Annotated in this window: 24 protein-coding genes; 16 read left to right on the forward strand and 8 right to left on the reverse strand. The window is 35.4% G+C overall.

Annotated elements, in window-relative coordinates:
- Positions 1-2: 2 nt before the first annotated feature.
- The 7 genes from BHE19_RS00975 (at position 3) to BHE19_RS01005 (ending at position 4257) form a co-directional block, all read left to right on the forward strand.
- Positions 3-602: a cytochrome c oxidase subunit 3 gene (locus BHE19_RS00975; protein WP_017497890.1), complete on the forward strand. Its 600-nt coding sequence runs from the start codon at positions 3-5 to the stop codon at positions 600-602.
- A gap of 42 nt (positions 603-644) precedes the next feature.
- Positions 645-1631 carry a cytochrome c oxidase subunit 3 gene (locus tag BHE19_RS00980; protein WP_017497891.1) on the forward strand — a complete coding sequence of 329 codons (987 nt, stop codon included), beginning with the start codon at positions 645-647 and terminating at the stop codon, positions 1629-1631.
- 18 nt (positions 1632-1649) lie between these two features.
- Positions 1650-2000: a cytochrome C oxidase subunit IV family protein gene (locus BHE19_RS00985; RefSeq protein WP_017497892.1), complete on the forward strand. Its 351-nt coding sequence runs from the start codon at positions 1650-1652 to the stop codon at positions 1998-2000.
- 78 nt (positions 2001-2078) lie between these two features.
- Positions 2079-2720 (forward strand): hypothetical protein, encoded by a 642-nt coding sequence (locus tag BHE19_RS00990; RefSeq protein WP_070905608.1) that lies wholly within the window; start codon positions 2079-2081, stop codon positions 2718-2720.
- Between the two features lie 10 nt (positions 2721-2730).
- A complete protein-coding gene (locus BHE19_RS00995; RefSeq protein WP_070905609.1) occupies positions 2731-3420 on the forward strand; it encodes an SCO family protein in 690 nt (229 codons plus the stop codon).
- Positions 3421-3422: 2 nt separating this feature from the next.
- Positions 3423-3962 (forward strand): DUF420 domain-containing protein, encoded by a 540-nt coding sequence (locus BHE19_RS01000; protein WP_070905610.1) that lies wholly within the window; start codon positions 3423-3425, stop codon positions 3960-3962.
- The gene (locus BHE19_RS01005; protein ID WP_070905611.1) at positions 3955-4257 is read left to right on the forward strand and encodes a hypothetical protein; all 303 of its coding nucleotides are present in this window, start codon (positions 3955-3957) and stop codon (positions 4255-4257) included. Before BHE19_RS01000 ends, BHE19_RS01005 begins: the two co-directional genes overlap by 8 nt.
- 63 nt (positions 4258-4320) lie before the next feature.
- On the opposite strand, the gene BHE19_RS01010 is transcribed toward BHE19_RS01005, so the two are convergent.
- Complete coding sequence (locus BHE19_RS01010) at positions 4321-5727, reverse strand: DUF4403 family protein (RefSeq protein WP_070905612.1); 1407 nt, start codon at positions 5725-5727, stop codon at positions 4321-4323.
- 180 nt (positions 5728-5907) lie between these two features.
- On the opposite strand from BHE19_RS01010, the gene BHE19_RS01015 reads away from it, so the two are divergent.
- From BHE19_RS01015 to tsaB, 7 genes are all read left to right on the forward strand, one after another.
- Positions 5908-6609, forward strand: coding sequence for an ABC transporter ATP-binding protein (locus BHE19_RS01015; protein ID WP_017497898.1), 702 nt, complete (start codon positions 5908-5910; stop codon positions 6607-6609).
- A complete protein-coding gene (locus BHE19_RS01020) occupies positions 6602-7846 on the forward strand; it encodes an ABC transporter permease (RefSeq protein WP_017497899.1) in 1245 nt (414 codons plus the stop codon). Before BHE19_RS01015 ends, BHE19_RS01020 begins: the two co-directional genes overlap by 8 nt.
- Before the next feature lie 2 nt (positions 7847-7848).
- Positions 7849-9114, forward strand: a complete 1266-nt coding sequence (locus tag BHE19_RS01025) for an ABC transporter permease (protein ID WP_070905613.1) — start codon at positions 7849-7851, stop codon at positions 9112-9114.
- Between the two features lie 40 nt (positions 9115-9154).
- The gene (locus BHE19_RS01030) at positions 9155-10267 is read left to right on the forward strand and encodes an efflux RND transporter periplasmic adaptor subunit (RefSeq protein WP_070905614.1); all 1113 of its coding nucleotides are present in this window, start codon (positions 9155-9157) and stop codon (positions 10265-10267) included.
- A gap of 80 nt (positions 10268-10347) precedes the next feature.
- Positions 10348-11730, forward strand: coding sequence for a TolC family protein (locus BHE19_RS01035; protein ID WP_070905615.1), 1383 nt, complete (start codon positions 10348-10350; stop codon positions 11728-11730).
- Between the two features lie 6 nt (positions 11731-11736).
- Entirely contained in the window at positions 11737-13029 is a 1293-nt protein-coding gene (locus BHE19_RS01040; RefSeq protein ID WP_070905616.1) for an efflux RND transporter periplasmic adaptor subunit, read from the forward strand.
- Between the two features lie 34 nt (positions 13030-13063).
- The gene (gene tsaB / locus BHE19_RS01045; RefSeq protein ID WP_070905617.1) at positions 13064-13738 is read left to right on the forward strand and encodes a tRNA (adenosine(37)-N6)-threonylcarbamoyltransferase complex dimerization subunit type 1 TsaB; all 675 of its coding nucleotides are present in this window, start codon (positions 13064-13066) and stop codon (positions 13736-13738) included.
- Between the two features lie 6 nt (positions 13739-13744).
- Here tsaB and BHE19_RS01050 read toward each other — a convergent pair whose 3' ends face one another.
- The 3 genes from BHE19_RS01050 to BHE19_RS01060 form a co-directional block, all read right to left on the reverse strand.
- Positions 13745-14557 (reverse strand): mechanosensitive ion channel family protein, encoded by an 813-nt coding sequence (locus BHE19_RS01050; protein WP_035746896.1) that lies wholly within the window; start codon positions 14555-14557, stop codon positions 13745-13747.
- Between the two features lie 87 nt (positions 14558-14644).
- Positions 14645-15052: a hypothetical protein gene (locus BHE19_RS01055; protein ID WP_070905618.1), complete on the reverse strand. Its 408-nt coding sequence runs from the start codon at positions 15050-15052 to the stop codon at positions 14645-14647.
- 163 nt (positions 15053-15215) lie between these two features.
- Positions 15216-16115 (reverse strand): NifU N-terminal domain-containing protein, encoded by a 900-nt coding sequence (locus BHE19_RS01060; protein ID WP_070905619.1) that lies wholly within the window; start codon positions 16113-16115, stop codon positions 15216-15218.
- Between the two features lie 143 nt (positions 16116-16258).
- Between BHE19_RS01060 and BHE19_RS01065 the strand changes: the two genes are divergently transcribed.
- The gene (locus BHE19_RS01065) at positions 16259-17248 is read left to right on the forward strand and encodes a PorP/SprF family type IX secretion system membrane protein (RefSeq protein WP_070905620.1); all 990 of its coding nucleotides are present in this window, start codon (positions 16259-16261) and stop codon (positions 17246-17248) included.
- Between the two features lie 9 nt (positions 17249-17257).
- Entirely contained in the window at positions 17258-17782 is a 525-nt protein-coding gene (locus tag BHE19_RS01070) for a gamma carbonic anhydrase family protein (protein WP_070905621.1), read from the forward strand.
- A gap of 81 nt (positions 17783-17863) precedes the next feature.
- Here BHE19_RS01070 and BHE19_RS01075 read toward each other — a convergent pair whose 3' ends face one another.
- The 4 genes from BHE19_RS01075 to BHE19_RS01090 all read right to left on the reverse strand — a co-directional run bounded on the left by BHE19_RS01075 (position 17864) and on the right by BHE19_RS01090 (position 21152).
- Positions 17864-18580 (reverse strand): LytR/AlgR family response regulator transcription factor, encoded by a 717-nt coding sequence (locus BHE19_RS01075; RefSeq protein WP_026110134.1) that lies wholly within the window; start codon positions 18578-18580, stop codon positions 17864-17866.
- 138 nt (positions 18581-18718) lie between these two features.
- Positions 18719-19825, reverse strand: coding sequence for a sensor histidine kinase (locus tag BHE19_RS01080; RefSeq protein ID WP_070905622.1), 1107 nt, complete (start codon positions 19823-19825; stop codon positions 18719-18721).
- On the reverse strand, positions 19826-20158 hold the full coding sequence (locus BHE19_RS01085) for a DUF4907 domain-containing protein (protein WP_070905623.1): 333 nt from the start codon (positions 20156-20158) through the stop codon (positions 19826-19828). It abuts the gene before it with no gap.
- On the reverse strand, positions 20148-21152 hold the full coding sequence (locus tag BHE19_RS01090; protein ID WP_070905624.1) for a Kelch repeat-containing protein: 1005 nt from the start codon (positions 21150-21152) through the stop codon (positions 20148-20150). Before BHE19_RS01090 ends, BHE19_RS01085 begins: the two co-directional genes overlap by 11 nt.
- Positions 21153-21569 lie beyond the last annotated feature (417 nt).

Below are 21569 nucleotides of genomic sequence, written 5' to 3' on the forward strand. Positions count from 1 at the left end.
TTATGGAAATGACAATGACAAAAACAGAAACGGCGGCTGAAGAGAAGCTAAGGAAAGCCAAATCGGCAAAACTTATCCTCTTGTTTGCAATGGTAAGTATGACCATGATGTTTGCCGGACTTACAAGTGCTTTTGTGGTAAGTAAATCAAGAGCCGACTGGTTAAAAAACTTTGAATTGCCAACGGCATTTTATTATAGTACAGCGGTTATTTTGGCTTGTAGTGTTACTTTTTACCTGGCTAAAAAAGCCATTCAGAAAGACAATAGAAGTGCTACTACAGCTTTACTTTTGGGAACTTTAGCTTTAGGGATTTTGTTCGTGGTACTGCAATTTGCAGGTTTTGGGCAAATTGTTGAAAGCGGGTATTATTTTACGGGAGAAGGTAGCTCAATTACTACAACATTTTTGTATGTAGTAACCGTGACACATTTGTTACACTTGGCTGGAGGATTAATTTCACTTTTAATTATAATTTATAATCATTTTAAACAAAAATACAATTCGACTCAAACTCTTGGTATAGAACTAGGTGCGATGTATTGGCACTTTTTGGATTTATTATGGTTGTATTTATTTTTATTTTTATATTTCTTTAAATAAGAAAAAAACGTAAATTTGGGAACTTTTTAACGAATATCTTTTATGGGAGCGACAGTTACTACTGCAAACAACGACGAAAAAACTTGGGGAGGCGGTCATGAGATCCAGCCATTAGGAGCAAGTTATGGTAAAATGATGATGTGGTTTTTTATCGTATCAGATGCCTTAACATTCTCTGGATTCCTTGCTGCTTATGGTTTTTCAAGATTTAAATTTATTGAAACCTGGCCTTTGGCTGATGAAGTGTTTACTCACTTTCCTTTTATGCATGGCGTTGCGGCACCAATGTATTATGTAGCCTTAATGACTTTTATTTTGATTTTCTCATCTGTAACAATGGTTTTAGCTGTTGATGCAGGTCACCAATTGAAAAAAACAAAGGTTGCAATTTACATGTTCTTAACTATTATTGGAGGTTTAATCTTCGTGGGGTCTCAGGCCTGGGAGTGGAAAAACTTCATTAAAGGAGAGTATGGAGCAGTTGAAACAGCAGGTGGAAGTTTATTGCAGTTTGTTGATAAAGATGGTAAAAGAGTTGCTCTTGCTGATTTTGCGGTTAAATTACCGGAACAAAGAGAAGCTTTAACAAGAAGCCATTCAACATGGTTTATGGAAGATGCTCAGGCACAGCCAACCTATACAGTTGCAGAAATTCAGGCAGGTTTTAAAGCTCATCCTGAAGTTTTAATCAGAACAGAACATCTTACAGACAAAAAGAAAAAAACAGTTTTATCAAGAGAAGAGTCTGAAGCTCGTTTAGCAAGTGCTAAATATGTTGTAGAAGGTGCTAATTTGATTAGAAACGAATACGGAAATAAATTATTTGCTGATTTCTTTTTCTTCATCACAGGATTCCACGGATTCCACGTATTTTCAGGAGTTATCATTAATATCATTATCTTCTTTAATGTATTATTAGGTACTTACGAGAAAAGAAGAAGCTACGAAATGGTAGAGAAAGTTGGTTTATACTGGCACTTTGTCGATTTAGTTTGGGTATTTGTATTTACAGTTTTCTACTTAGTTTAATTTTAGATTTTAATTATTATGTCACACGAGCACGTATCAAATACAAAAAGAATCTGGTTTGTTTTTGCATTACTATCAGTAGTAACTACAGTAGAGGTTATTTTAGGTATCTACAAACCTGCATCATTAGAGTTTAATCATTTTGTTGGCTTGAATTTATTGAACTGGATTTTTTACATCCTTACAATATTCAAAGCATATTATATAGTATGGGCATTTATGCACATGGAAGGTGAAAAAAGCAGCCTTAGATGGTCTGTTGTAGCACCGGTTATTTTCCTGGTATTATATTTATTGTTTATTCTGTTAACAGAAGGACATTATATTTATGGGGTTTTTAAAGATTCTACTATTAAATGGAATTTTTAACATGATATTAATTCGAAAAGAGTCCCGATAACATCGGGATTTTTTTATTTTTGTACCTCAATAACTTGTACAGATATAATGAAAAAAAATATAGTTCTTTTTGCTCTTTTTGTTTTGCCAATTGTAGCCTATTTGTTTTTTGCTTCGGGGGTTAACAGCTTTACTACACTTCCTGTTATAACACCAAAAATTAAAGATTTCGGTGATTGGAAATCCCTGAACGGAAAGAAAGTTTTGCTGGATAAAAAGATCACGGTTCTTGGTTTTTCAGGATCTGAACTTTTAAGCAATCGCGGGAATTATTTTAACTTAAACGAAAAAATTTACAAACGCTATAATGGTTTTGAAGATCTTCAGTTTGTAATACTTTGCCCGTTGGGAACTGAAGCCGATGCACAAAAAGTAGTAGATGCTCTTAAACCTTTTACAGACGTGAAAGGCTGGAACTTCGTCTTCGCTTCACCGGAAGAAATTCAAACATTCTACAATCAGCTAAAGTTAAAAGGAAAATTAGATCAGAATCTTGGAACTCCGAATGTTTTTATCGTCGATAAAGAAAGAAATCTTAGAGGAAGAAAAGATGCAGCTGAATATAAAGAGGGGTATGACACTTTTCATCCTTCAGAGCTAAGCAATGAAATGCTGGATGATTTTAAAATCATTTTATACGAATACCGTGCTGCTCTAAAAAAGAATCACAACGCAACAAAACAACTTTAATCTTTCTATCATGTTTAAGAATAAATCATATATCGGTATTTCGTTTATCATTTTAATTTTTGGAATTTATGCCGTTCCTAAAATTGTTGACAGAGTTAAAAACGGAGACATTGTAAAAGGAAACCGTTTGGATAATGTAGGATTGAAAACTTCAAAATCGGATGGTAAATTGATGAAAATTGGACCAGCGCCGAAATTTGAATTAACCAATCAGGACAATGCTAAAGTTTCGAATGATACTTACAAAGGAAAAGTGTATGTGTTAGAGTTTTTCTTCACAACTTGCCCGTCAATTTGCCCGAAAATGAATTTAAGCATGCTGGAGATCGAAAAGACTTTTTTCGGAAATCCAAATTTCGGAATCGTATCCATCACAATCGATCCTAAACATGATACACCACAGGTTTTAAAAGAACATGCGAAGTTATTAGGAGTAAAATCTTCTACCTGGAATTTCTTAACGGGTGATAAAAATACGATCATGGAATTGTCTAATAAAGGATTCAATTTATATGCCGGAGAGAATGAAAAAGTGAGCGGTGGTTTTGAACACTCAGGTTTGTTCGCTTTAATTGATAAAGAAGGGAATATTCGTTGCAGAAAAGATGAATTCGGAAACCCAAATATCTATTATGACGGATTAGATAAAAAAGGAGTTAGAGACATACAGGAAGATATTAAAGTATTATTAGAAGAATAGAAATGGAAGATCATTCATTAGAGAAAAAATTCAGTAAGTTTATTGTTGCAGTTTCAATTGTAATTCCACTTGTGGTTGCTATTTTATTTGGAGTAAAATTGAAAGACTTAGGAATTGAAGTAGAGCCGCTTTCGTTTCTGCCTCCAATTTACGCAACAACTAATGGTATTACCGCTGTAGTTTTAGTTTGGGCAGTATTGGCCATTAAAAAGGGAAAACGTAAGCTCCATGAACGCTTAATGACTTTAGCGATTGGACTTTCAGTAGCTTTTTTAGTAATGTACGTGGCGTATCACATGACCTCTGATTCTACTAAATTTGGTGGTGAAGGAGCAATTCGTTATATCTATTTCTTTATTTTGGTGACTCATATTTTATTGTCTATTGCCATTATTCCATTGGTATTAATTACGTATGTACGTGCATTGGCAAAACGCTTTGACCGACATAAAAAAATTGCTAAAATAACATTTCCGCTTTGGTTGTATGTTGCGGTTACCGGTGTTGTGGTTTACCTAATGATTTCTCCTTATTATGCTTAAAATGGAAAATAGATTAAAGAATAAAGAAAATAGAAAAGTAAATAGAAGTAGGTTTGTGAATTTTTTGTCAACGAAATGCTTCTATATTCTGGCCTCTATTCTCTTTTCTCTAAACGCGAATGCTCAATGTGCGATGTGTCGTGCAGCGCTTGGTGGAGATTCAAATGTTAAAAAAGCAGAAGCAGTAAATAATGGAATCGTATATTTAATGGTCATCCCGTATTTACTGGTGGCAGTAATAGGTGTTCTGATATACAGAATGTACCAGTCAAAAAAGAAAAAAACAGATAATTAGAAAATTATATAATGTGGCAATTCGTTCATTATCTAATTTTCTAATTATCTCATTACCTAATTATTACTTCAAACCGTTAACCGAGACATTTACAGTACCGTTTATTTTGATAAAAGCAATAATGGCCTGATTGGTTAGCTGAATTTTATCAAACTGAATGTCTTCCATTTTTCCATTGACAAAAACACCCGGCATTGGAGAATAGTTTTTAAGATAAGCCGCCATGTTTTTCTTACCTTCTTCTAAATTGGGTTGTATCGAATAACGACAACTCTCTTCCATTTTTCTTAAAACATACCCCTGACCCAGCCAGCTTGCAGTACGCATTAATCTGCTTTTGGTATCTAAAACGTAATCCAGTTTTTCAAAGTAAATTTCTTTAGTCTGAGGATTGTATTGAGGAAATCCGTTTAAATAAAGTGTTCCGTTTACAGAGCCTAAAACATCAAGAGCAATAACCATCTTTCCGTTTTTATGCCAGATGGATACATTTTTTACCGTCACTTTTTTGCTGCCCGAACCAAATTCCTGACCTGCAAAATTCTTCGTCATAATCTTTGAAGCATCAACATAGGTAGATATGGCAGCAATGTTTGCTGAAATCTGATTAGGAATTTTAGCGACAGGTTTCAATATGATTTTATTGGCACTGTATTTAGATTCGGGTTGTTTGCCTACAATGGTTTCCATGTTGCATTTCATTCCCATGTCCAGTAAAAACTGATCATTTTTTAATTTGGCATTGGTTGAATACACTTCAACAGGAACAATTCTAAGCCAGCTTTCATAAGTGTCACTCAGTTGGAAGGGAGTGCATATCTTCTCTAAAGCAGTTAAAACATTTGGTTTAAAATCCATCGATTTTTCGATAGCCTCGTCTATTTTCTTTTCAATTTTTGATTTAAAAATAGAAATAGCCGGGTTTATCAGATAAGTAATAGGCATGTTTTTACCAAAAACCTGCATGGTCGGACTTTCGCTCCAGTCTAATGATTTAAACTCGGTTTTAGTGTTTAGTTTCCAATTTGTCAGCGCCACTTCACTGGAAAGGGTAATTATACCATTCAGATTAAACTCTCTGATGTCGTAAAGTTCAACACCTAGTCTTTTGGTGCCGATTCTGTATTTAATAGTGGCTTTTAAAGGTAGGATCGTTTTTATTTTCTTGTCCGGGTTTGCGGGGTCATTCTGAATTTTTATAGGAGCCTGCTTCCAGATTTTCATTTCGATATCGTCGTCGTCGATCGTATTGTCTTCATAAATCAATCCGTTTAAAAGGGCATTGGTCTGATTTTCAATATCGCTAAGTTTTACTGTAATTGGTAAATTGATAAAAGAGGGGTTTGCTTCGTAAACTAACGGACTTGCGTCATCCGGCTCCGGTTTTAGGGTTTCCAGTTTTTGGGCTGTAGAGCAGCCTGCAAGGACAGCAAGTAGCGTGAATAAGGAGATAATGGAAGAAAACTTCATCGTTATGATTTTTTTTAGTCTGACAAAATTAATAAAACAATTATATTATTGTAAAAATGTGTAACAATTAGCAAAAAAGTGAGTCTTATCCAAAGAAGAAGAGATAATTATTAACGTTTTCTTATCATAAAAAAGTTAAGAAAAATGCTATTATTGTTTTAAAATTTAACAATTACCACCATGATTGAGATCAAAGATTTGCACAAATCCTATAAAATGGGTAGTTCGGAGTTACACGTGTTAAAGGGAATTAATTTTAATATTGAAGAAGGTGAGCTGGTTGCAATTATGGGATCATCAGGATCAGGAAAATCAACACTTTTGAATATTTTAGGAATTCTCGACGAGGCTGATTCCGGTAGTTATATTTTAGATAAAACCCCAATCAAAAAGTTAAACGAAACAATAGCGTCTAAATACCGCAATAAATTTTTGGGATTTGTATTTCAGTCTTTCAATCTGATCAATTATAAAACCGCTCTCGATAACGTTGCAATGCCTTTGTATTATCAGGGAATCAAGAGAAAGGAGCGTTACGATATTGCTATGAAATATTTAGAGAAAGTAGGACTTGGTTCGCATTCTCATCATTTACCGAATGAACTTTCAGGAGGTCAGAAACAGCGTGTTGCCATTGCAAGAGCTCTGGCTTCGAATCCAAAAGTTTTATTGGCAGATGAGCCAACAGGAGCATTAGACACTAAAACTTCTTACGAGGTTATGGAACTGATTCAGGGGATTAACGATGAAGGGAAAACAATCCTGATCGTAACTCACGAACCTGATATTGCCGCAATGTGCAAAAGAAATGTGGTCCTGAAAGACGGATTAATTATCGATGATAAAAAGGTAGAACAAGTTAGAGCTTCATCTTATGTTTAATATTGAGCGTTGGCAGGAAATATTTGAGGCAATCTCTAAAAACCGATTGAGAACATTTCTTACCGGAGTTTCTGTAGCGTCTGGGATTTTTATTTTGGTGATTTTGCTTGGAGCAGGTAAAGGACTTCAAAACGGAATTGAGAAACAATTTGAACGTGATGCTGCCGGAATTATTGAGGTTTGGTCGGGAACAACAACTAAAGAATATAAAGGGCTGAATCCGGGAAGACAAATTCAGTTTAGAAATAGTGATTATTCACAATCGGTACAGAAATTTAATGATAAGCTGGACTTGAAGGCCGCAACACAAAATTATTGGGGAGGAACCTTTGCCTATGGAAAAGAATCCGGGAGTTATCAATACAGAGGAGTTGATCCGGATTATTCAGGGATCGAGAATCTTACTGTTGTTCAGGGAAGATACATAAACAGTAATGATTTGGCGAATAATGAAAAAGTAGCTTGCATTGGAATGAAAGTCAAAACAGATTTGTTTAAAGACAAAGATCCTTTGGGAAAAGAAATTTCGATCAATAATATCAATTTTAAAGTAGTAGGAGTTTTTACTGATCCGGGAGGAGAAAGAGAAGAAACCAGAGCTTATCTGCCTAAAACTACTGTTCAGAGAGCTTACGGCGGAGGGGATAAAATCAGTAATCTGTTTTTTACATTAAAGAAAACGAATGATTACAATGAAGCTTTGGCGCAATCTGAAAAATTCACACAAGATTTAAAAGACCTTTTGAAAAGTAAAAATGTAATTGCTCCGAATGATGACAGTGGAGTTGGAGTTTACAATTCCGTTAAAGATGCAAAACAGTTTTATGACTTAAACTTATACATAAGATTGTTCTTTTGGTGGGTAGGTATTTGTACCATCATTGCAGGAGTTGTTGGGGTAAGTAATATCATGTTGATTATTGTAAAAGAAAGAACTAAGGAAATTGGAATACGAAAAGCACTCGGAGCCTCTCCGTTTTCAATCATTTCGATGATCCTTCATGAATCTATTTTCATAACCACTATTGCTGGATTTACAGGCTTGCTGGCTAGTTTAGCGTTATTGGAATTTGTTGGACCGATGGTACAAAGCGAGTATTTTAGAAACCCTGAAGTCGATTTTAGTGTGGCTTTAACTACACTGGCGCTGCTCATATTTGCAGGTGCTCTGGCAGGATTTTTTCCGGCTTATCATGCGGCAAAAATTAGACCTATTGTAGCACTTAGAGACGAATAATTATGTTTAAGAAAGATAATTGGGACGAGATTTTACAGGCTTTAACAGCCAACGTTTTCAGAACGGTGCTAACGGCGTTTGGTGTATTTTGGGGTATCTTTATTTTGGTGATATTGCTGGCTGCCGGAAACGGTTTAGAGAACGGAGTTAAGAAAGGTTTTGACGGAATTGCCACAAACACCATGTTTATGTGGAGTCAGACCACATCGAAAGCCTACAAAGGTTTGCCTAAAACACGTCGTTATGATTTTAGGAACAGTGATGTTGGAGCGCTAAAAGCAGCTTTGCCGGATTTGTTATATGTGTCGCCTCGAAATCAACTGGGTGATTTTAATGGGACTAATAATGTGGTTCGTGGCACCAAAACTTCGGCATTTACTATTTATGGAGATTACCCGGAGCTGATCAAGCAGCAGCCGATGGATATCATTAAAGGACGATTTGTAAATCAGCAGGACATTCTTGAAAGACGAAAAGTTGCCGTGGTAGGTAAAGGTGTTATCAGTGAACTTTATGGAAAAGAGGAAGAAGCGATTGGAACGTATGTGAAAATCAACGGAATCAATTTTATGGTGGTAGGAGTTTACAATTCAAAACAACAGGGAGGAAATGCGGAGCAGGAGCAAAAGAATATATTTATTCCATTTACCACTTTTCAACAAGCTTTCAATTACGGAGATAAAGTGGGATGGATGGCACTTACTGCAAAAGATGAAACGTCTATTACCGATTTAAAACCAAAAATTCTCGAGATTATTAAAGGACTGCATTCTATAAATCCAACAGATGAGCGTGCTGTAGGTAATTTTGATTTATACGAGCAGTTCAACAAAGTACAGAGTTTGTTTAGTATCTTAAAAATCATTGCTTATTTCGTGGGTACTTTAGTGCTGATTTCAGGAGTGATCGGTATTTCAAATATCATGCTTATTGTAGTGAAAGAACGTACCAAAGAAATAGGTATCCGCAGGGCTTTAGGAGCGACACCAGCTGCTATTCGGGGACAAATTTTAGCAGAGTCTATATTTTTGACCATTATTTCAGGAATGTTGGGTATTGCTGTAGCGACCGGAATTATCGCGATTTTAAACATGGCATTAGCTTCAATGCCGCCGGATAGCAATACCATGTTTGCAAATCCAAGTGTCGATTTGAGAGTAGTATTTGTGGCTTTAATAATATTAGTAGGATCAGGTTTGCTGGCAGGGTTTATTCCGGCACAAACCGCAATTAATGTGAAGCCGGTAGATGCTTTACGAACAGAATAAATTATCAATCAGAATATAATCGAATTAAACTGAAAACACAATGAAAAAAGGAGTAACCGTAACCATTTTAATCTTTATTGCTATAGTTTTCTTTGGCGCACTGTATTACTTGTACGCTAAGAATCAAGAGTCTCCAATTGTATTTAAAACGGAGAAAGCAGAGATTAAAACTATCGTCAAGAATACCATTGCAACCGGTAATATTCAGCCTAATGAAGAGGTCCTAATCAAACCAAACATCTCAGGGATTATCGAAGAAGTGTATATCAAAGCGGGAGAGAAAATTAAAGCCGGCGATATGATTGCCAAAATTAGAGTTGTCGCCAATGTTTCTAATGTAAGCAGTACCCAGAATCAGGTACAGACTGCCAAAATTGCTTTAGACAATCAGGAAAAAATATATCAAAGACAAAAAACATTGTTCGATAAAGACGTAATTTCAGCAAATGATTTTGATGCAGCACAATTAGCGTACAAACAAGCCAAACAAAACTATCTGGCAGCAAAGCAAAGTTTAGATATTGTTAAAACAGGAACAACAACTTCACTTGGAAATTATGCCAATACGTTAATCCGTTCCACAGTAAACGGAATGGTACTGGCAGTTCCGGTTAAAGTAGGAAATCAGGTTATTGAGAGTAATAATTTTAATGAAGGAACTACTATTGCGAGCGTAGCGGATGTGGGAAGAATGATTTTTATTGGAAAAATTGATGAATCTGAAGTAGGGAAAATTAAAGAAAAAATGCCAATTGAAATCACCGTTGGAGCGATCGAGAATAAAAAATTTGAAGCTGCTCTGACCGATATTGCGCCTAAAGGTGTTGTAGAAAACGGAGCAATTCAGTTTGAAATTAAAGCAGCTTTAGTGAATAGAGATGCTACTTTTATCAGAGCAGGTTTGAGTGCAAACGCTTCAATTATCTTAGAAAAAGCAGATAAAGTTTTGGCAATAAAAGAATCACTGGTACAGTTTGATAAAAAGACACAAAAGCCTTATGTTGAGATTGAAACTAATCCTCAGAAATTTCAAAGAAAAGATTTAGTTTTAGGAGTAAGTGACGGAATTTACGTTCAGGTGAAAAGCGGAATCAAAGCTTCGGATAAAATTAAAATTTGGAATCAGGGTTTGATCAGTGAAGAAAAGAAGTAATTTGAGCAAATAAAGAATTTTTGGTTTTTAAAAAGTGTTAAATTTGTGTAGTAGGGTTACTATGCTTTCATTCAAAATATATGAAAATAAATAAATATAATAGTCTTGTTTTTGCAGTGTTATTCGGTTTTGGCTTGTCGGGTCAGGCGCAAACAAAGAAATGGACTTTGGAAGAATGTGTTCGTTATGCATTAGAAAATAATATTACGATAAAGTTGTCAGAACTGGATGTTCAAAATGCAGCGATTGACAAAAGGGCTGCCTTTGGAAGTTATCTTCCGTCAGTAAGTGGTAATGCATCACATTCCTGGAACATTGGTTTGAATCAGGATCTTACAACCGGTCTTTTGCGTAATCAAACGACACAGTACTCTTCTGTAGGTTTAAGTGCGGGAGTTGATATTTATAAAGGTTTGCAAATTCAAAATACGTATAGAAGAACAAAACTTGCCATCATCGCTTCACAATATCAATTGCTGAAAATGCAGGAAGATATTTCACTGAATGTGGCCAATGCCTTCCTTCAGATCCTTTCGAATAAAGAAGATTTAAAAATAAAACAAGAACAGCTGACGATTGATGAAAAACGTTTGGCTCGTTCAGAAGAAATGGTTAATGCCGGGACTATTCCCAGAGGTGATTTGTTTGATTTAAAAGCAACTGTCGCAACTGATAAACAAAATATCACCGTTTCAGAAAATAATTTCTTAATCTCAAAATTGAGTTTGGCCCAACTTTTACAACTAAAAGAATTTACAGATTTTGATGTGGTAGATGATACTAACGCAAAAGATGAAAATAACATTATGGCACAAACTCCGGATGAGATTTATAACAAAGCAAAAGAAACAAGAACTGAACTAAAACTGGCGCAAACCAATCTTGAAATAGCACAGAAAAATGTTACTATTGCAAAAGGAGCTTATCAGCCAACATTAAGAGGGTTCTATGGATTTGATACCAGAGCGAGTTACAGTGACCGAACCAGACTGGATGAAAATAATAAACCCTATTCTGTAGGGCCGGACCCGATATTTAAACAGTTTAGTGATAATAAAGGGCATAATTTTGGTTTTCGTTTAGATGTGCCAATTTTTAATGGTTTTTCAATTCGAAATAATGTAGAGCGCAGTAAAGTAAGTTTAGAAAAATCTAAAATAGATTTAGAGCAAAAAAGTTTAGATTTGCAACGTAATGTTTATACCGCTTTTACAAATGCAAAAGGGGCTCTAAATACTTACGAATCGTCTACAGTAACATTAGAAGCAAGACAGCAGGCCTATAACTATGCGAAAGAAAAGTATGATGTAGGTTTAATGAATTCTTTTGATTTTACTCAGGCGCAAACATTGTTAACAAATGCGCAGTCTGATGTGATCAGAACAAAATACGATTACATGTTTAAAATAAAAATATTAGAATTCTACTTTGGAATTCCAATTGTTCCAATTGTTACAAAATAATTTATTATGTCTAAAAAAACGATTTATCTTTTAGTAGGTGGCACAGTAGCACTTATTGCAGTTTTAGTTGGTCTTTCGAAAGCAGGAGTCATTGGGAATAAGGATGAAGGAACAGAAGTAGAAATTTCAAAAGTAATAGCTTCAACAATTGTTGAAACAGTTTCAGCAACAGGAAAAATCCAGCCTGAAATTGAAGTGAAGCTTTCGTCAATGGTTTCGGGAGAAATTATTGCATTAAATGTAAAAGAAGGCCAGGTGGTTAAAAAAGGAGATTTATTGGTAAAAATAAATCCTGATTTGTACACCTCCGGTTTAGATCGTTCTGTGGCTAATCTGTCAGGAACTAAGGCCGGTTTAACACAGTCTGAGGCTAGTTATAACGAAGCAAAAGCAAATTACGAGCGTAACAAAACGTTATACGAAAAAGGAGTAATTTCAAAATCAGATTGGGACAAGGCCATTTCGAGTTACGAAGTAGCCAAGGCCACCAAGCAAAATGCATATTACAATGTTAAAAGTGCTTCGGCATCGGTTACAGAGGCCAGAGACAACTTAGGACGTACGTTAATTTATGCTCCTGCTGACGGAACTATTTCGGTTTTAAATGTGGAGCTGGGAGAGCGTGTTTTAGGAACGCAGCAAATGGCCGGAACAGAACTTTTGCGTGTAGCCAACTTAAACAATATGGAAGTTGAAGTTGACGTAAACGAAAATGACATCGTTAAAGTAAAAATTGGCGACGAAGCAAACGTTGAAGTTGACGCTTATCTGAAAAAGAAATTTAAAGGTATTGTAACCAGTATCTCTAATTCGGCAAGTACAGCGCTGACTTCTGATCAGGTAACAAATTTTAAAGTTAAGGTACGTATTTTAAAAGAATCTTATCAGGATTTACTGGAAGGACAACCAAGTACTTATTCTCCTTTCAGACCCGGAATGACGGCTACGGTTGATATTCGTACTAAAACTAAAAACAATGTTTTGGCGGTGCCAATCAGTTCAGTTGTGGTTAAGTCAGATACCGCTGCAGTAAAAGACTTTAAGGTAGAAGATCCTAATGAGGACAAAAAAGCAGCTCCGAAAAGCGATAAAAAGTTTGAATGCGTTTTTGTAAAAGTAGGAAGCAAAGCCAAAATTAAAATTATTAAAACCGGTATACAGGACGATACGAATATCGAAGTAATGTCAGGATTGAAAGCAGGAGATGTTGTCATCACAGGGCCTTATACCACTGTCTCTAAAGATTTGAATTCCGGAGATAAAGTAAAACTCAAAAAAGCAGATACTTCTAAGAAATAATTTGCATCATCATAAAAATTTAAAATTACATACATTGTCTTTTATTCTCAATATTGAAACCGCTACCAAAAATTGCTCCGTATCTATTGCTAAAAACGGAGAAACCATTATATGCAGGGAAATTGCCGAAGAAGGTTATTCACATGCCGAAAAACTGCATGTTTTTATCGAAGAGGTAATTGCCGAAGCAGGTGTAGCGACTGAGGATTTAGTGGCTGTTGCCGTAAGCCAGGGACCGGGGTCTTATACCGGTCTGCGTATTGGGGTTTCGGCCGCTAAAGGATTGTGTTTTGCCTTAAATATTCCTTTGATTGCAGTTGATACTTTGCAAACATTAGCTTCACAGGCTAAGGTTTCCGAAGGGAAAATTATTCCGATGCTGGATGCCAGAAGAATGGAAGTATACAGTGAAGTATTTACAGCCGATTTAAAAGTGGAAAGAACCATTCAGGCTGAAATTATTACCGAGGATTCTTTTAAGGGGTATACAGAGACTGTGTATTTTGTAGGTGATTGTGCCGAAAAATGTAAAACAGTTTTGACCCAATCAAATTTTGTGTTTTTGGAAGAGATCAAATATCCTTCGGCTGCTGCAATGAGTAAAATCAGTTATGATAAATATCAAAAAAGCGACACTGTTGATGTCGCTTATTTTGAACCTTATTATTTAAAAGATTTTATGATGGCTCCTCCATCAAAAAAAGCATAAAACTTTTTATTTTTGAAGAGTATACGGCTGAACCGAAATTCCGGCTTCATCTAATGCTGCTTTACAATTCTCTAAAGTCTCAGAAAAAACAGCTCCGTAATTAGCGTTTTTTGCCCACGGACGTACGGCAAACTCTACAGAACTTGCGGTTAAGTTTTTTACAAAAACCTCAGGAGCAGGTTTTTTAAGTACTTTTGGATTGTTGTTTAAAACGTTCAAAAGAATGTCTTTTGCCTTCTTTATATCAGAATCATACGAAACTGCAAAAGTCAAATCGGCTCTTCGTTCTCCCTGCATCGAATAATTGATGATGGTACCGTTTGATAAAGCTCCATTTGGAACAAAAACAGTTTGATTGTTGGCGGTTAACATCTTTGTTACAAAAATCTGAATTTCTACCACGGTTGCAATAACTCCTCCTGCGGTCTCGATCGTATCGCCTACTTTGAAAGGTTTGAATACTATAATCAGCATTCCTCCTGCAAAATTGGATAGAGAACCCTGTAAAGACAAACCTACGGCAAGACCCATTGCTCCTAATATGGCAACAAAGGATGATGTTTCAATACCAAGCTTTGAGATAAAAGTCACAAACAATAAAATTCGGAGTGCCCAAATCAGGATGTCGGAGAGGAATCGGGTCAATGTGGGATCCAGATTTCTTTGGATCATTATTTTTGTGATGATTCTGCTGATTAATCGGATGGCATAGATTCCGACAAATAAAATGATGAATGCCGAGATTAATTTTGGAGAATAATCGATTAATACGTTAATAAATTTAGTAGCATAATTGCTAATCTGTTCTGAATTGTACATATTTTTAGAATAAAAAAACCTTCCCAAAGAGAAGGTATATTAGTTGTGCAAATATAAAAATATTTCCCGGGATAAGAAAAAGGAGTTTTATTCCTTGTCGGTAGTCCCGTCAATAACATCATCTGCTTTAGTAACCGTTTTTTCGCTAATATCAGTTACGGTTTCTGAAACAATTGCCTTAGTTTCTCCGGTTAGTTCGCTGGTTTTTTCTTTTACAGAATCAATTACGTCGCTTATAGAATCAGATGCTTTTTCGACATATTCGCTAACAATATCTTTGGCCTGATGCGCATAATCCGTTGCTGTTTCAATCAGTGGTTCTGATGCTTCTTTGGCTTTTGTAAAAGTTTCTTCGGCGAAGGTTTCTGCTTTATCAATATAAGGAGCAGCGGCCTCTTTGGCTTGTTCAAAAGTGGTTTCGGCCTGATGTGCCAGATCAGTAGCAGAATCTTTGGCTGTGCCAAATAAATTCTTAAAGAATGAAGATAATCCCATAGTCTTGATATTGATTGGTTTAGAATACAATATTAACTATTTTTAAAATAGTACAGCGTTATTTGATTAATAATTTGCTGATAATTAGTGAGATATGTGTTTTAATGAAAAAAGCGCCTGCCATTGGCAGACGCTTTCTGTATTTTATAAAGGATAAAAAAAATTAAGCGTTTACAGCCTCTACTTTAATGGCTTCGTCATTTAACATGCTTTTTAGCATATTTTCGATTCCGCTTTTTAAAGTAAAAGTTGAGGATGGGCAGCCACTACAAGCTCCTTGTAGAATTACTTTTACTGTTTTGTCTTCTTCATTATAAGAGTCAAAAGCAATATTTCCACCGTCAGCAGCAACTGCAGGTTTTACGTATTCTTCAAGAATGTTAATGATTTGTTGCGAAGTAACATCCAGTTTGTCAAATGCTTCGTCTTTTGTAATGTCATTTTTAGTAGCTGTTTCAATTAGACTTTCATCTAAAACAGTTCCTCCGTTTTCAATAAATTGCTTGATAAAAGTTCGTACTTCAAGTGTAATTTCCTGCCAGTCATTGATGTCGTATTTGGTTACCGAAATGTAGTTTTCATCAATAAAAACTTCTTTCACATAAGGGAATTTGAATAATTCTTTGGCTAATGGAGAAGAAGCAGTCTGATCGATGTTTTTATACTCAACAGCGTTTCTGGTCAGCATTCTGCTCACCACAAATTTCAGGGCTGCAGGATTAGGAGTTGTTTCTCCATAAACTGTAATAGGTTGTTTTTTGGCTTGGGTTTCTTCAACTTTAATAATGATTCCACCTTTATCTACAAATGAAGTAATTTGTTCCGCAACCGCATCTTTCACATCATCCCATTCTACAATACTATATCTTTCGATTGCGATAAAGTTTCCTGAAATATAAACGGTTTTTACAAACGGTAAATAGAATAATTGCTGTGCTAAAGGCGAGGCTTGTGCTTCGTCAATATTTTTGAATTCGAAACTTTGATTCTGAGTAATGAAATCCTCGAATTCGAACTTTAATATCGTTGGATTTTGAGTTTCTTTTATGGTGATTTTTGTCATGATTTGTAATTTTTTACAAATTTAGTAAAGTTATTTTCTACTAATACCTATATTTGATTTTTTAATAAAATAATTAAGACTCTTTTCAAATTAATCGTATTAAATTAGAGGAGTTTAAAATATAGTCGTTCAATATTGTCTTTATGAAATTTAGAATCAGGGTTTTATTGTTTTTTCTAATTGTATCCGCTTATTCTTATTCACAAGAGGGGATACCGGTTTACTCTGATTATTTGTCTGATAATTATTACCTGATCCATCCGTCGATGGCAGGAGCGGCGAATTGTGCCAAGATAAGACTGACTGCCAGAAAACAATGGTTTGGCCAGGAGGATGCTCCGTCTTTGCAAACTTTGACTTTTAATGGCAGAATAGGAGAGCGGTCAGGAGCCGGAATTATTATTTTTAATGATAAAAACGGTTACCATTCTCAAAAAGGATTGAAACTTACCTATGCACATCATATCTTGTTTTCCAGAGATGAACTCGATTTAAATCAGCTTTCATTTGGTATTAGTGGGGGAGTGATTCAGAGTCAATTGGATGAAACTAAATTTGGAACTACTTTTGATCCTATCGTTTTCGGCTCTATTCAAAAAGATTCGTACTTTAATTTAGATATTGGGGCATCGTACAACTATCTTGATTTTTATGCCCATGCAACAGTTCAGGGTGTTCTGGAAACCCGAAGAGAATTGTATACCGAATATGAAAGTAATAATCTAAGAAAGTTTCTGTTAAGTGCAGGCTATGTTTTTGGAAAAAGAAGTAAAATAACCTGGGAGCCATCTGTAATGTTTCAGGTGTTTGATAAAACCAAAGAAAAGACTATCGATTTAAACCTTAAAGCGTATAAAAATATGGATTTTGGAAGTCTTTGGGCTGCCTTGTCTTATCGAAAAGGTTTTAATGGTACTCAGTACAGTTCATCAAGTGGAGTAGCTGCTCAAAAACTGCAATATATTACACCAATCGTTGGCGTGAACTATAAAAATTTCATGTTTGCTTATACCTATTCTCAGGTTACGGGTGATGTAAAATTTGACACAGGTGGCTATCACCAAATTACCCTCGGAATTAATTTATTTTGTAAAAAGGAACGTTACGATTGTAATTGTCCTGCCATTAATTAAAAACTTATTATGCTGATTAAATCTGTAAACGGAAAAGCACCTTTGATTCCAGAAGATTGTTATGTGGCCGAAAATGCTACAATTGTGGGCGATGTGACTTTTGGAGAGTCCTGCAGTGTTTGGTTCAATGCAGTTATTCGTGGTGATGTTAACTTTATTACTATTGGAAATAAGGTGAACATTCAGGACGGTGCCATCATCCATTGTACGTATCAAAAACATCCTACTATTATAGGTAATAATGTTTCCATAGGACACAATGCAATTGTTCACGGCTGCACGATTCACGATAATGTTTTGATTGGTATGGGCGCTATTGTTATGGATAATTGTGTGGTTGAAAGCAACTCGATTATTGCAGCCGGTGCTGTCGTTACTCAAAATACGGTCATAACTTCAGGAAGTATTTATGCAGGTGTCCCGGCTAAAAAAGTAAAAGACATTGATCAGTCTGATTTTGCAGGCGAAATTGAGCGTATTTCTAACAATTACGTCATGTATTCCGGTTGGTTTAAAAATGAAGAAACGTTGTAAATATTAGAAGTTTCAAATTCCAAATTCCAAAAGTTTTACGCAACATATTGGAATTTGGAATTTCTATTTTTGAAATTGAATCTAAAGGTTGATTCTTTCGAAGAAAGAAGTCTTATAACTTTCACTAATAGGAATGCGTTTATCGCTAATCAAAACTTTATTCTTCTGAATGGATTTCACATGTTTTATATTGATGATATAAGAGCGGTGAATTCGAGAGAAACCTTTGTTCGAAAGCAGATTTTCAAGCTTAATTAAACTGATTAGTGTGAGAGTAAATTTGTTATCAATAGTATAAATTTTTACGTAATCTTTTAGTCCTTCAATAAATAGAATATCAGAGAAATTCATTTTTACATTTTCGTACTCCGCTCTTACGAACATAAAATCCTGTTCCAGTTCCGGCGCGGTAGTGTGTTCTGAAATGGCCTGAACCGTTGTGGTCGGATTTAATACCTGCTGTGCCCGTACGACCGATTTCAAAAACCGGTGAAACGGAATAGGTTTAACCAAATAATCCACTGCTCCGAGGTTAAAACCTTCAACGGCATAATCAGAAAAAGCAGTGGTAAAAATAACTAATGGTTTTTTCTCGATCGTATTTAAGAAATCAATTCCTGAGAAATGCGGCATCTGGATGTCCAGAAAAATCAAATCAACATTGTTCTGATTGATGAAAGAAATAGCATCAATGGCATTGTTGAAAGTATGGATCAATTCGAGAGAATCTACTTTTTGAACAAAATCTTCCAGTAATTCAACTGCTAAAGGTTCATCGTCTATAATTACACATTTCATCTGTTGAAGTTTTAATTTTAAAGTTTTGTTTAGCGCCAAAAGTACTTTTAAACCAATAAAATAAGTTTTAAAATTATCATAAAAATACGTAGAAGAACTTTTTAGCTTTTATTGTAAAGTAACCTTAGGTAAAAAGGTCTAATCTATCGCGGTTTGAATTTTATCCAATTCCAAATTCAAATGCACGCGAAAAAATTCGTCGTGTTGTGTGATATCAAGTTTATGCGCATTGGGATAAAGTAAATCCAGTCGGTTTTGAATGTTGACCAGTCCAATTCCTGAGTTGTCAGGATCTTTACTATAATCTTCAATCGTATTTTCAATCCAGAAATCCAGACTGCTGTTTAGAATGAATATCTTAATTTTTACGTGAGCCGCACCTTTGTAATCGGTTCCGTATTTGAACGCATTTTCAACAAACGAAATCAATAATAAAGGTTCAATAAATTTGTTTCTGGTGTCTCCATGAACATTGATTACGATGTCTTCAATATTGTTTAATCTGAGTTTTTGCAATTCAATGTAGTTCTGGATGTAATTGATTTCTTTTTCTAAATCGACCGTTTTGTTATCCGTTTCATACAGCATATAGCGCATCAATTCTGATAAGGTTACGATGGCATCCGGAACTAAATCTGATTTTTTGTGTGCCAGTGAATAAATACTGTTTAATGAATTGAATAAAAAATGAGGATTGGTTTGTTTGCGCAGATAGATCAGTTCTGTATTGGTTCGGTGTGTTTCGGCGATTAATTTGTTTTGCTGATTGTTGTAAAATTCGGTTAGCGTTCTGATAATAGCGCTGATAGTAATGATTAAAATATAGAAAAACGAAGGGCCAATTTTAAAAAATAAAGGCTGTCTTGTTGCTAAAACAGCCCTTACTCTTGTTCCTTTGTACATTAGTTTAAGATCTTCCGGTGGCGGTAAATTTTTTAAAGGCCTTGCCTGACTAAAATCAGGAATAAAATAATTGATTCTGATAATCATAAAAAGTAAAATAAGGGCAAATACAAATACAAAATAAAGCCAGTATTTTTTCTCCAAAAGCAAGACAGGAACCAGATAGAAAAAGTTCAGATAAAACAAAACAATTCCTGTGCTCCATTGTACATAAAAATCGGCGCTAACCTTAAACGGACTTTCGTAAAATTGAATTAATGAAGTCAGAATAAAGAAAACCCAGATGATAGTGTGCAGTAAAATTTTGTTTGAACTTGTATTTCTAATCGTATCGAGTTTCATCTATAATTTTATTTTTAATAAAATTAAATCATTTTTGGTTACTGTTGGCGATCTATTTTGATCGAGTCTGGTCACGACTAAATGTGCCACTTTTAAAGCATCACTTTCTGAGGCAAAACTTTTAGAGTCGTTTATGACGGGAATAATAGCCTGCTTGATAATGATTTTGTTCTTTGTAGCAATCGAATAACCCCAACCTGACGTAGTTTTGAAGGCTTCGATTTTAAAAGTTTCATTTTTCGCGCAGGCTAAAAATTGTAAAATAAGTGCCGTAAGCAATACATTCTTCCGGATTTTACTCCAGAAGAACGGTATTTTTATTTTAGTTGTCATTGCTTGTTTGTGCATCTAACGGTTTAAATTCCCAGGCATCATCAAAATAGGTTGAACCCGTTCTTCCAAGCATATAAAAACCACGATTGTTGATGGCAAAGCCAACGGCATCTGTTCTGGTTGCACCCTCCATTGGTGTTTTTTCTGACCATAAATCGGTGGTGGGGTTATATTCCCAGATGGTTTTGATATTATCTCCTCCCACAACATAACCCAAACCATTCATGGCAAAAGCAGAGGCATTTGAACGAACAACGGCGTAATCATCATTGTAGGAGCTGTCGTCTTCGGTATCTTTATCAATGTCTCGTTTTCTGGTCCATGCCTCAGTGGCGGGATCAAATTCCCAAAAATCTTCCTGATATACTCCGTTATTAATTCCCGTTCCCAAATAAACTTTATCGGCAATTACAAAAGCAGTGGCATTACGTCTTTTATTTCCGCTAAAACCATTTACAAGCGTCCAGCTATTGGCTTGATCGTTGTATTGATAGAAATCTTTTAGGTAATTTCCATCATAACCGGTTCCAAAATAAGCTTTTCCACCCGCCTGAAAACCTACCGCAGCGTAGCGGCCTGTTCCGGCAAAATCAGTCTTTTGGGCCCAGGTATTGCTGCTCGGATCGTACTGATAAAAATCTTTTAATTTATTAGTTCCATCATAACCCAAACCAAGATATCCTTTTTGATTTAAGGCGAAAGCCGAGGCTGAACTTCTTCCGATACCCGGAAGATCCGCTTTTTGCTCCCAGTAATCTCCCGTTGAATTATACGACCATAAATCTTTCAGATAAACATCTCCGGTATAACCTGTTGCGACATAAGCATAATCGCCAATGACAAAACTGGTAGCACTGGATCTTGCTGGTCCGTCGAATGCCGATTTTTTAACCCAGTTTCCTATTAGCTCCTCGCTGCTGTCATTGCTACAGCTTATAAAAAAGAGACCTGAAAACAGCGTCGCGAATAGTATTCCTTTTTTTAAATTATTCATAATGTATTGAGTTTATTTATTGTTTGTATTTGATGCCAATTCCTAAGGCATAGCTGTTACCGGTATTAAAATCATAGGCTTTATGATTGTTTTGCATCATCAAGATGATAAAAATTACTGTTGAAACTATTGGTCAGATTGAAAGTATTACGAATATTGTTGAAAAACGAAATCAAAAAAAACGAACCAATTAGCATCCTTATTTTCATTACTTATTTATTGGTTCAAAAGTAGGAGGCTAGTGGTTTTAAAAAAAAGAAGATATATGTATAGCGATTTTTGATAGACTAAACAGCCGATTTCAAAGCCGAACGGGGTATTTGATGCTGTAGATCTGTTATAGATATTTTTTGGCTGTTTATAGTGTAAAAATGCATGACGGTATATGTTATGATGTGGCGCGAAAGAGTGCCATTT

The organism is Flavobacterium tructae (assembly GCF_001853485.1).
GTDB classification, from domain to species: Bacteria; Bacteroidota; Bacteroidia; order Flavobacteriales; family Flavobacteriaceae; genus Flavobacterium; species Flavobacterium tructae.

Coding starts and splice junctions, on each gene's coding strand:
- BHE19_RS01080 (WP_070905622.1), bottom strand. CDS start 19,825: ATGAAACTCGATACGATTAGAAATACAAGTTCAAACAAAATTTTACTG.
- BHE19_RS01050 (WP_035746896.1), bottom strand. CDS start 14,557: ATGTACAATTCAGAACAGATTAGCAATTATGCTACTAAATTTATTAAC.
- BHE19_RS00980 (WP_017497891.1), top strand. CDS start 645: ATGGGAGCGACAGTTACTACTGCAAACAACGACGAAAAAACTTGGGGA.
- BHE19_RS01065 (WP_070905620.1), top strand. CDS start 16,259: ATGAAATTTAGAATCAGGGTTTTATTGTTTTTTCTAATTGTATCCGCT.
- BHE19_RS01035 (WP_070905615.1), top strand. CDS start 10,348: ATGAAAATAAATAAATATAATAGTCTTGTTTTTGCAGTGTTATTCGGT.
- BHE19_RS01010 (WP_070905612.1), bottom strand. CDS start 5,727: ATGAAGTTTTCTTCCATTATCTCCTTATTCACGCTACTTGCTGTCCTT.
- BHE19_RS01085 (WP_070905623.1), bottom strand. CDS start 20,158: ATGACAACTAAAATAAAAATACCGTTCTTCTGGAGTAAAATCCGGAAG.
- BHE19_RS01015 (WP_017497898.1), top strand. CDS start 5,908: ATGATTGAGATCAAAGATTTGCACAAATCCTATAAAATGGGTAGTTCG.
- BHE19_RS01005 (WP_070905611.1), top strand. CDS start 3,955: ATGCTTAAAATGGAAAATAGATTAAAGAATAAAGAAAATAGAAAAGTA.
- BHE19_RS01030 (WP_070905614.1), top strand. CDS start 9,155: ATGAAAAAAGGAGTAACCGTAACCATTTTAATCTTTATTGCTATAGTT.
- BHE19_RS00975 (WP_017497890.1), top strand. CDS start 3: ATGGAAATGACAATGACAAAAACAGAAACGGCGGCTGAAGAGAAGCTA.
- BHE19_RS01040 (WP_070905616.1), top strand. CDS start 11,737: ATGTCTAAAAAAACGATTTATCTTTTAGTAGGTGGCACAGTAGCACTT.
- BHE19_RS01070 (WP_070905621.1), top strand. CDS start 17,258: ATGCTGATTAAATCTGTAAACGGAAAAGCACCTTTGATTCCAGAAGAT.
- BHE19_RS01055 (WP_070905618.1), bottom strand. CDS start 15,052: ATGGGATTATCTTCATTCTTTAAGAATTTATTTGGCACAGCCAAAGAT.
- BHE19_RS01060 (WP_070905619.1), bottom strand. CDS start 16,115: ATGACAAAAATCACCATAAAAGAAACTCAAAATCCAACGATATTAAAG.
- BHE19_RS01090 (WP_070905624.1), bottom strand. CDS start 21,152: ATGAATAATTTAAAAAAAGGAATACTATTCGCGACGCTGTTTTCAGGT.
- BHE19_RS01075 (WP_026110134.1), bottom strand. CDS start 18,580: ATGAAATGTGTAATTATAGACGATGAACCTTTAGCAGTTGAATTACTG.
- BHE19_RS01025 (WP_070905613.1), top strand. CDS start 7,849: ATGTTTAAGAAAGATAATTGGGACGAGATTTTACAGGCTTTAACAGCC.
- BHE19_RS01000 (WP_070905610.1), top strand. CDS start 3,423: ATGGAAGATCATTCATTAGAGAAAAAATTCAGTAAGTTTATTGTTGCA.
- BHE19_RS00995 (WP_070905609.1), top strand. CDS start 2,731: ATGTTTAAGAATAAATCATATATCGGTATTTCGTTTATCATTTTAATT.
- BHE19_RS01020 (WP_017497899.1), top strand. CDS start 6,602: ATGTTTAATATTGAGCGTTGGCAGGAAATATTTGAGGCAATCTCTAAA.
- BHE19_RS00990 (WP_070905608.1), top strand. CDS start 2,079: ATGAAAAAAAATATAGTTCTTTTTGCTCTTTTTGTTTTGCCAATTGTA.
- BHE19_RS00985 (WP_017497892.1), top strand. CDS start 1,650: ATGTCACACGAGCACGTATCAAATACAAAAAGAATCTGGTTTGTTTTT.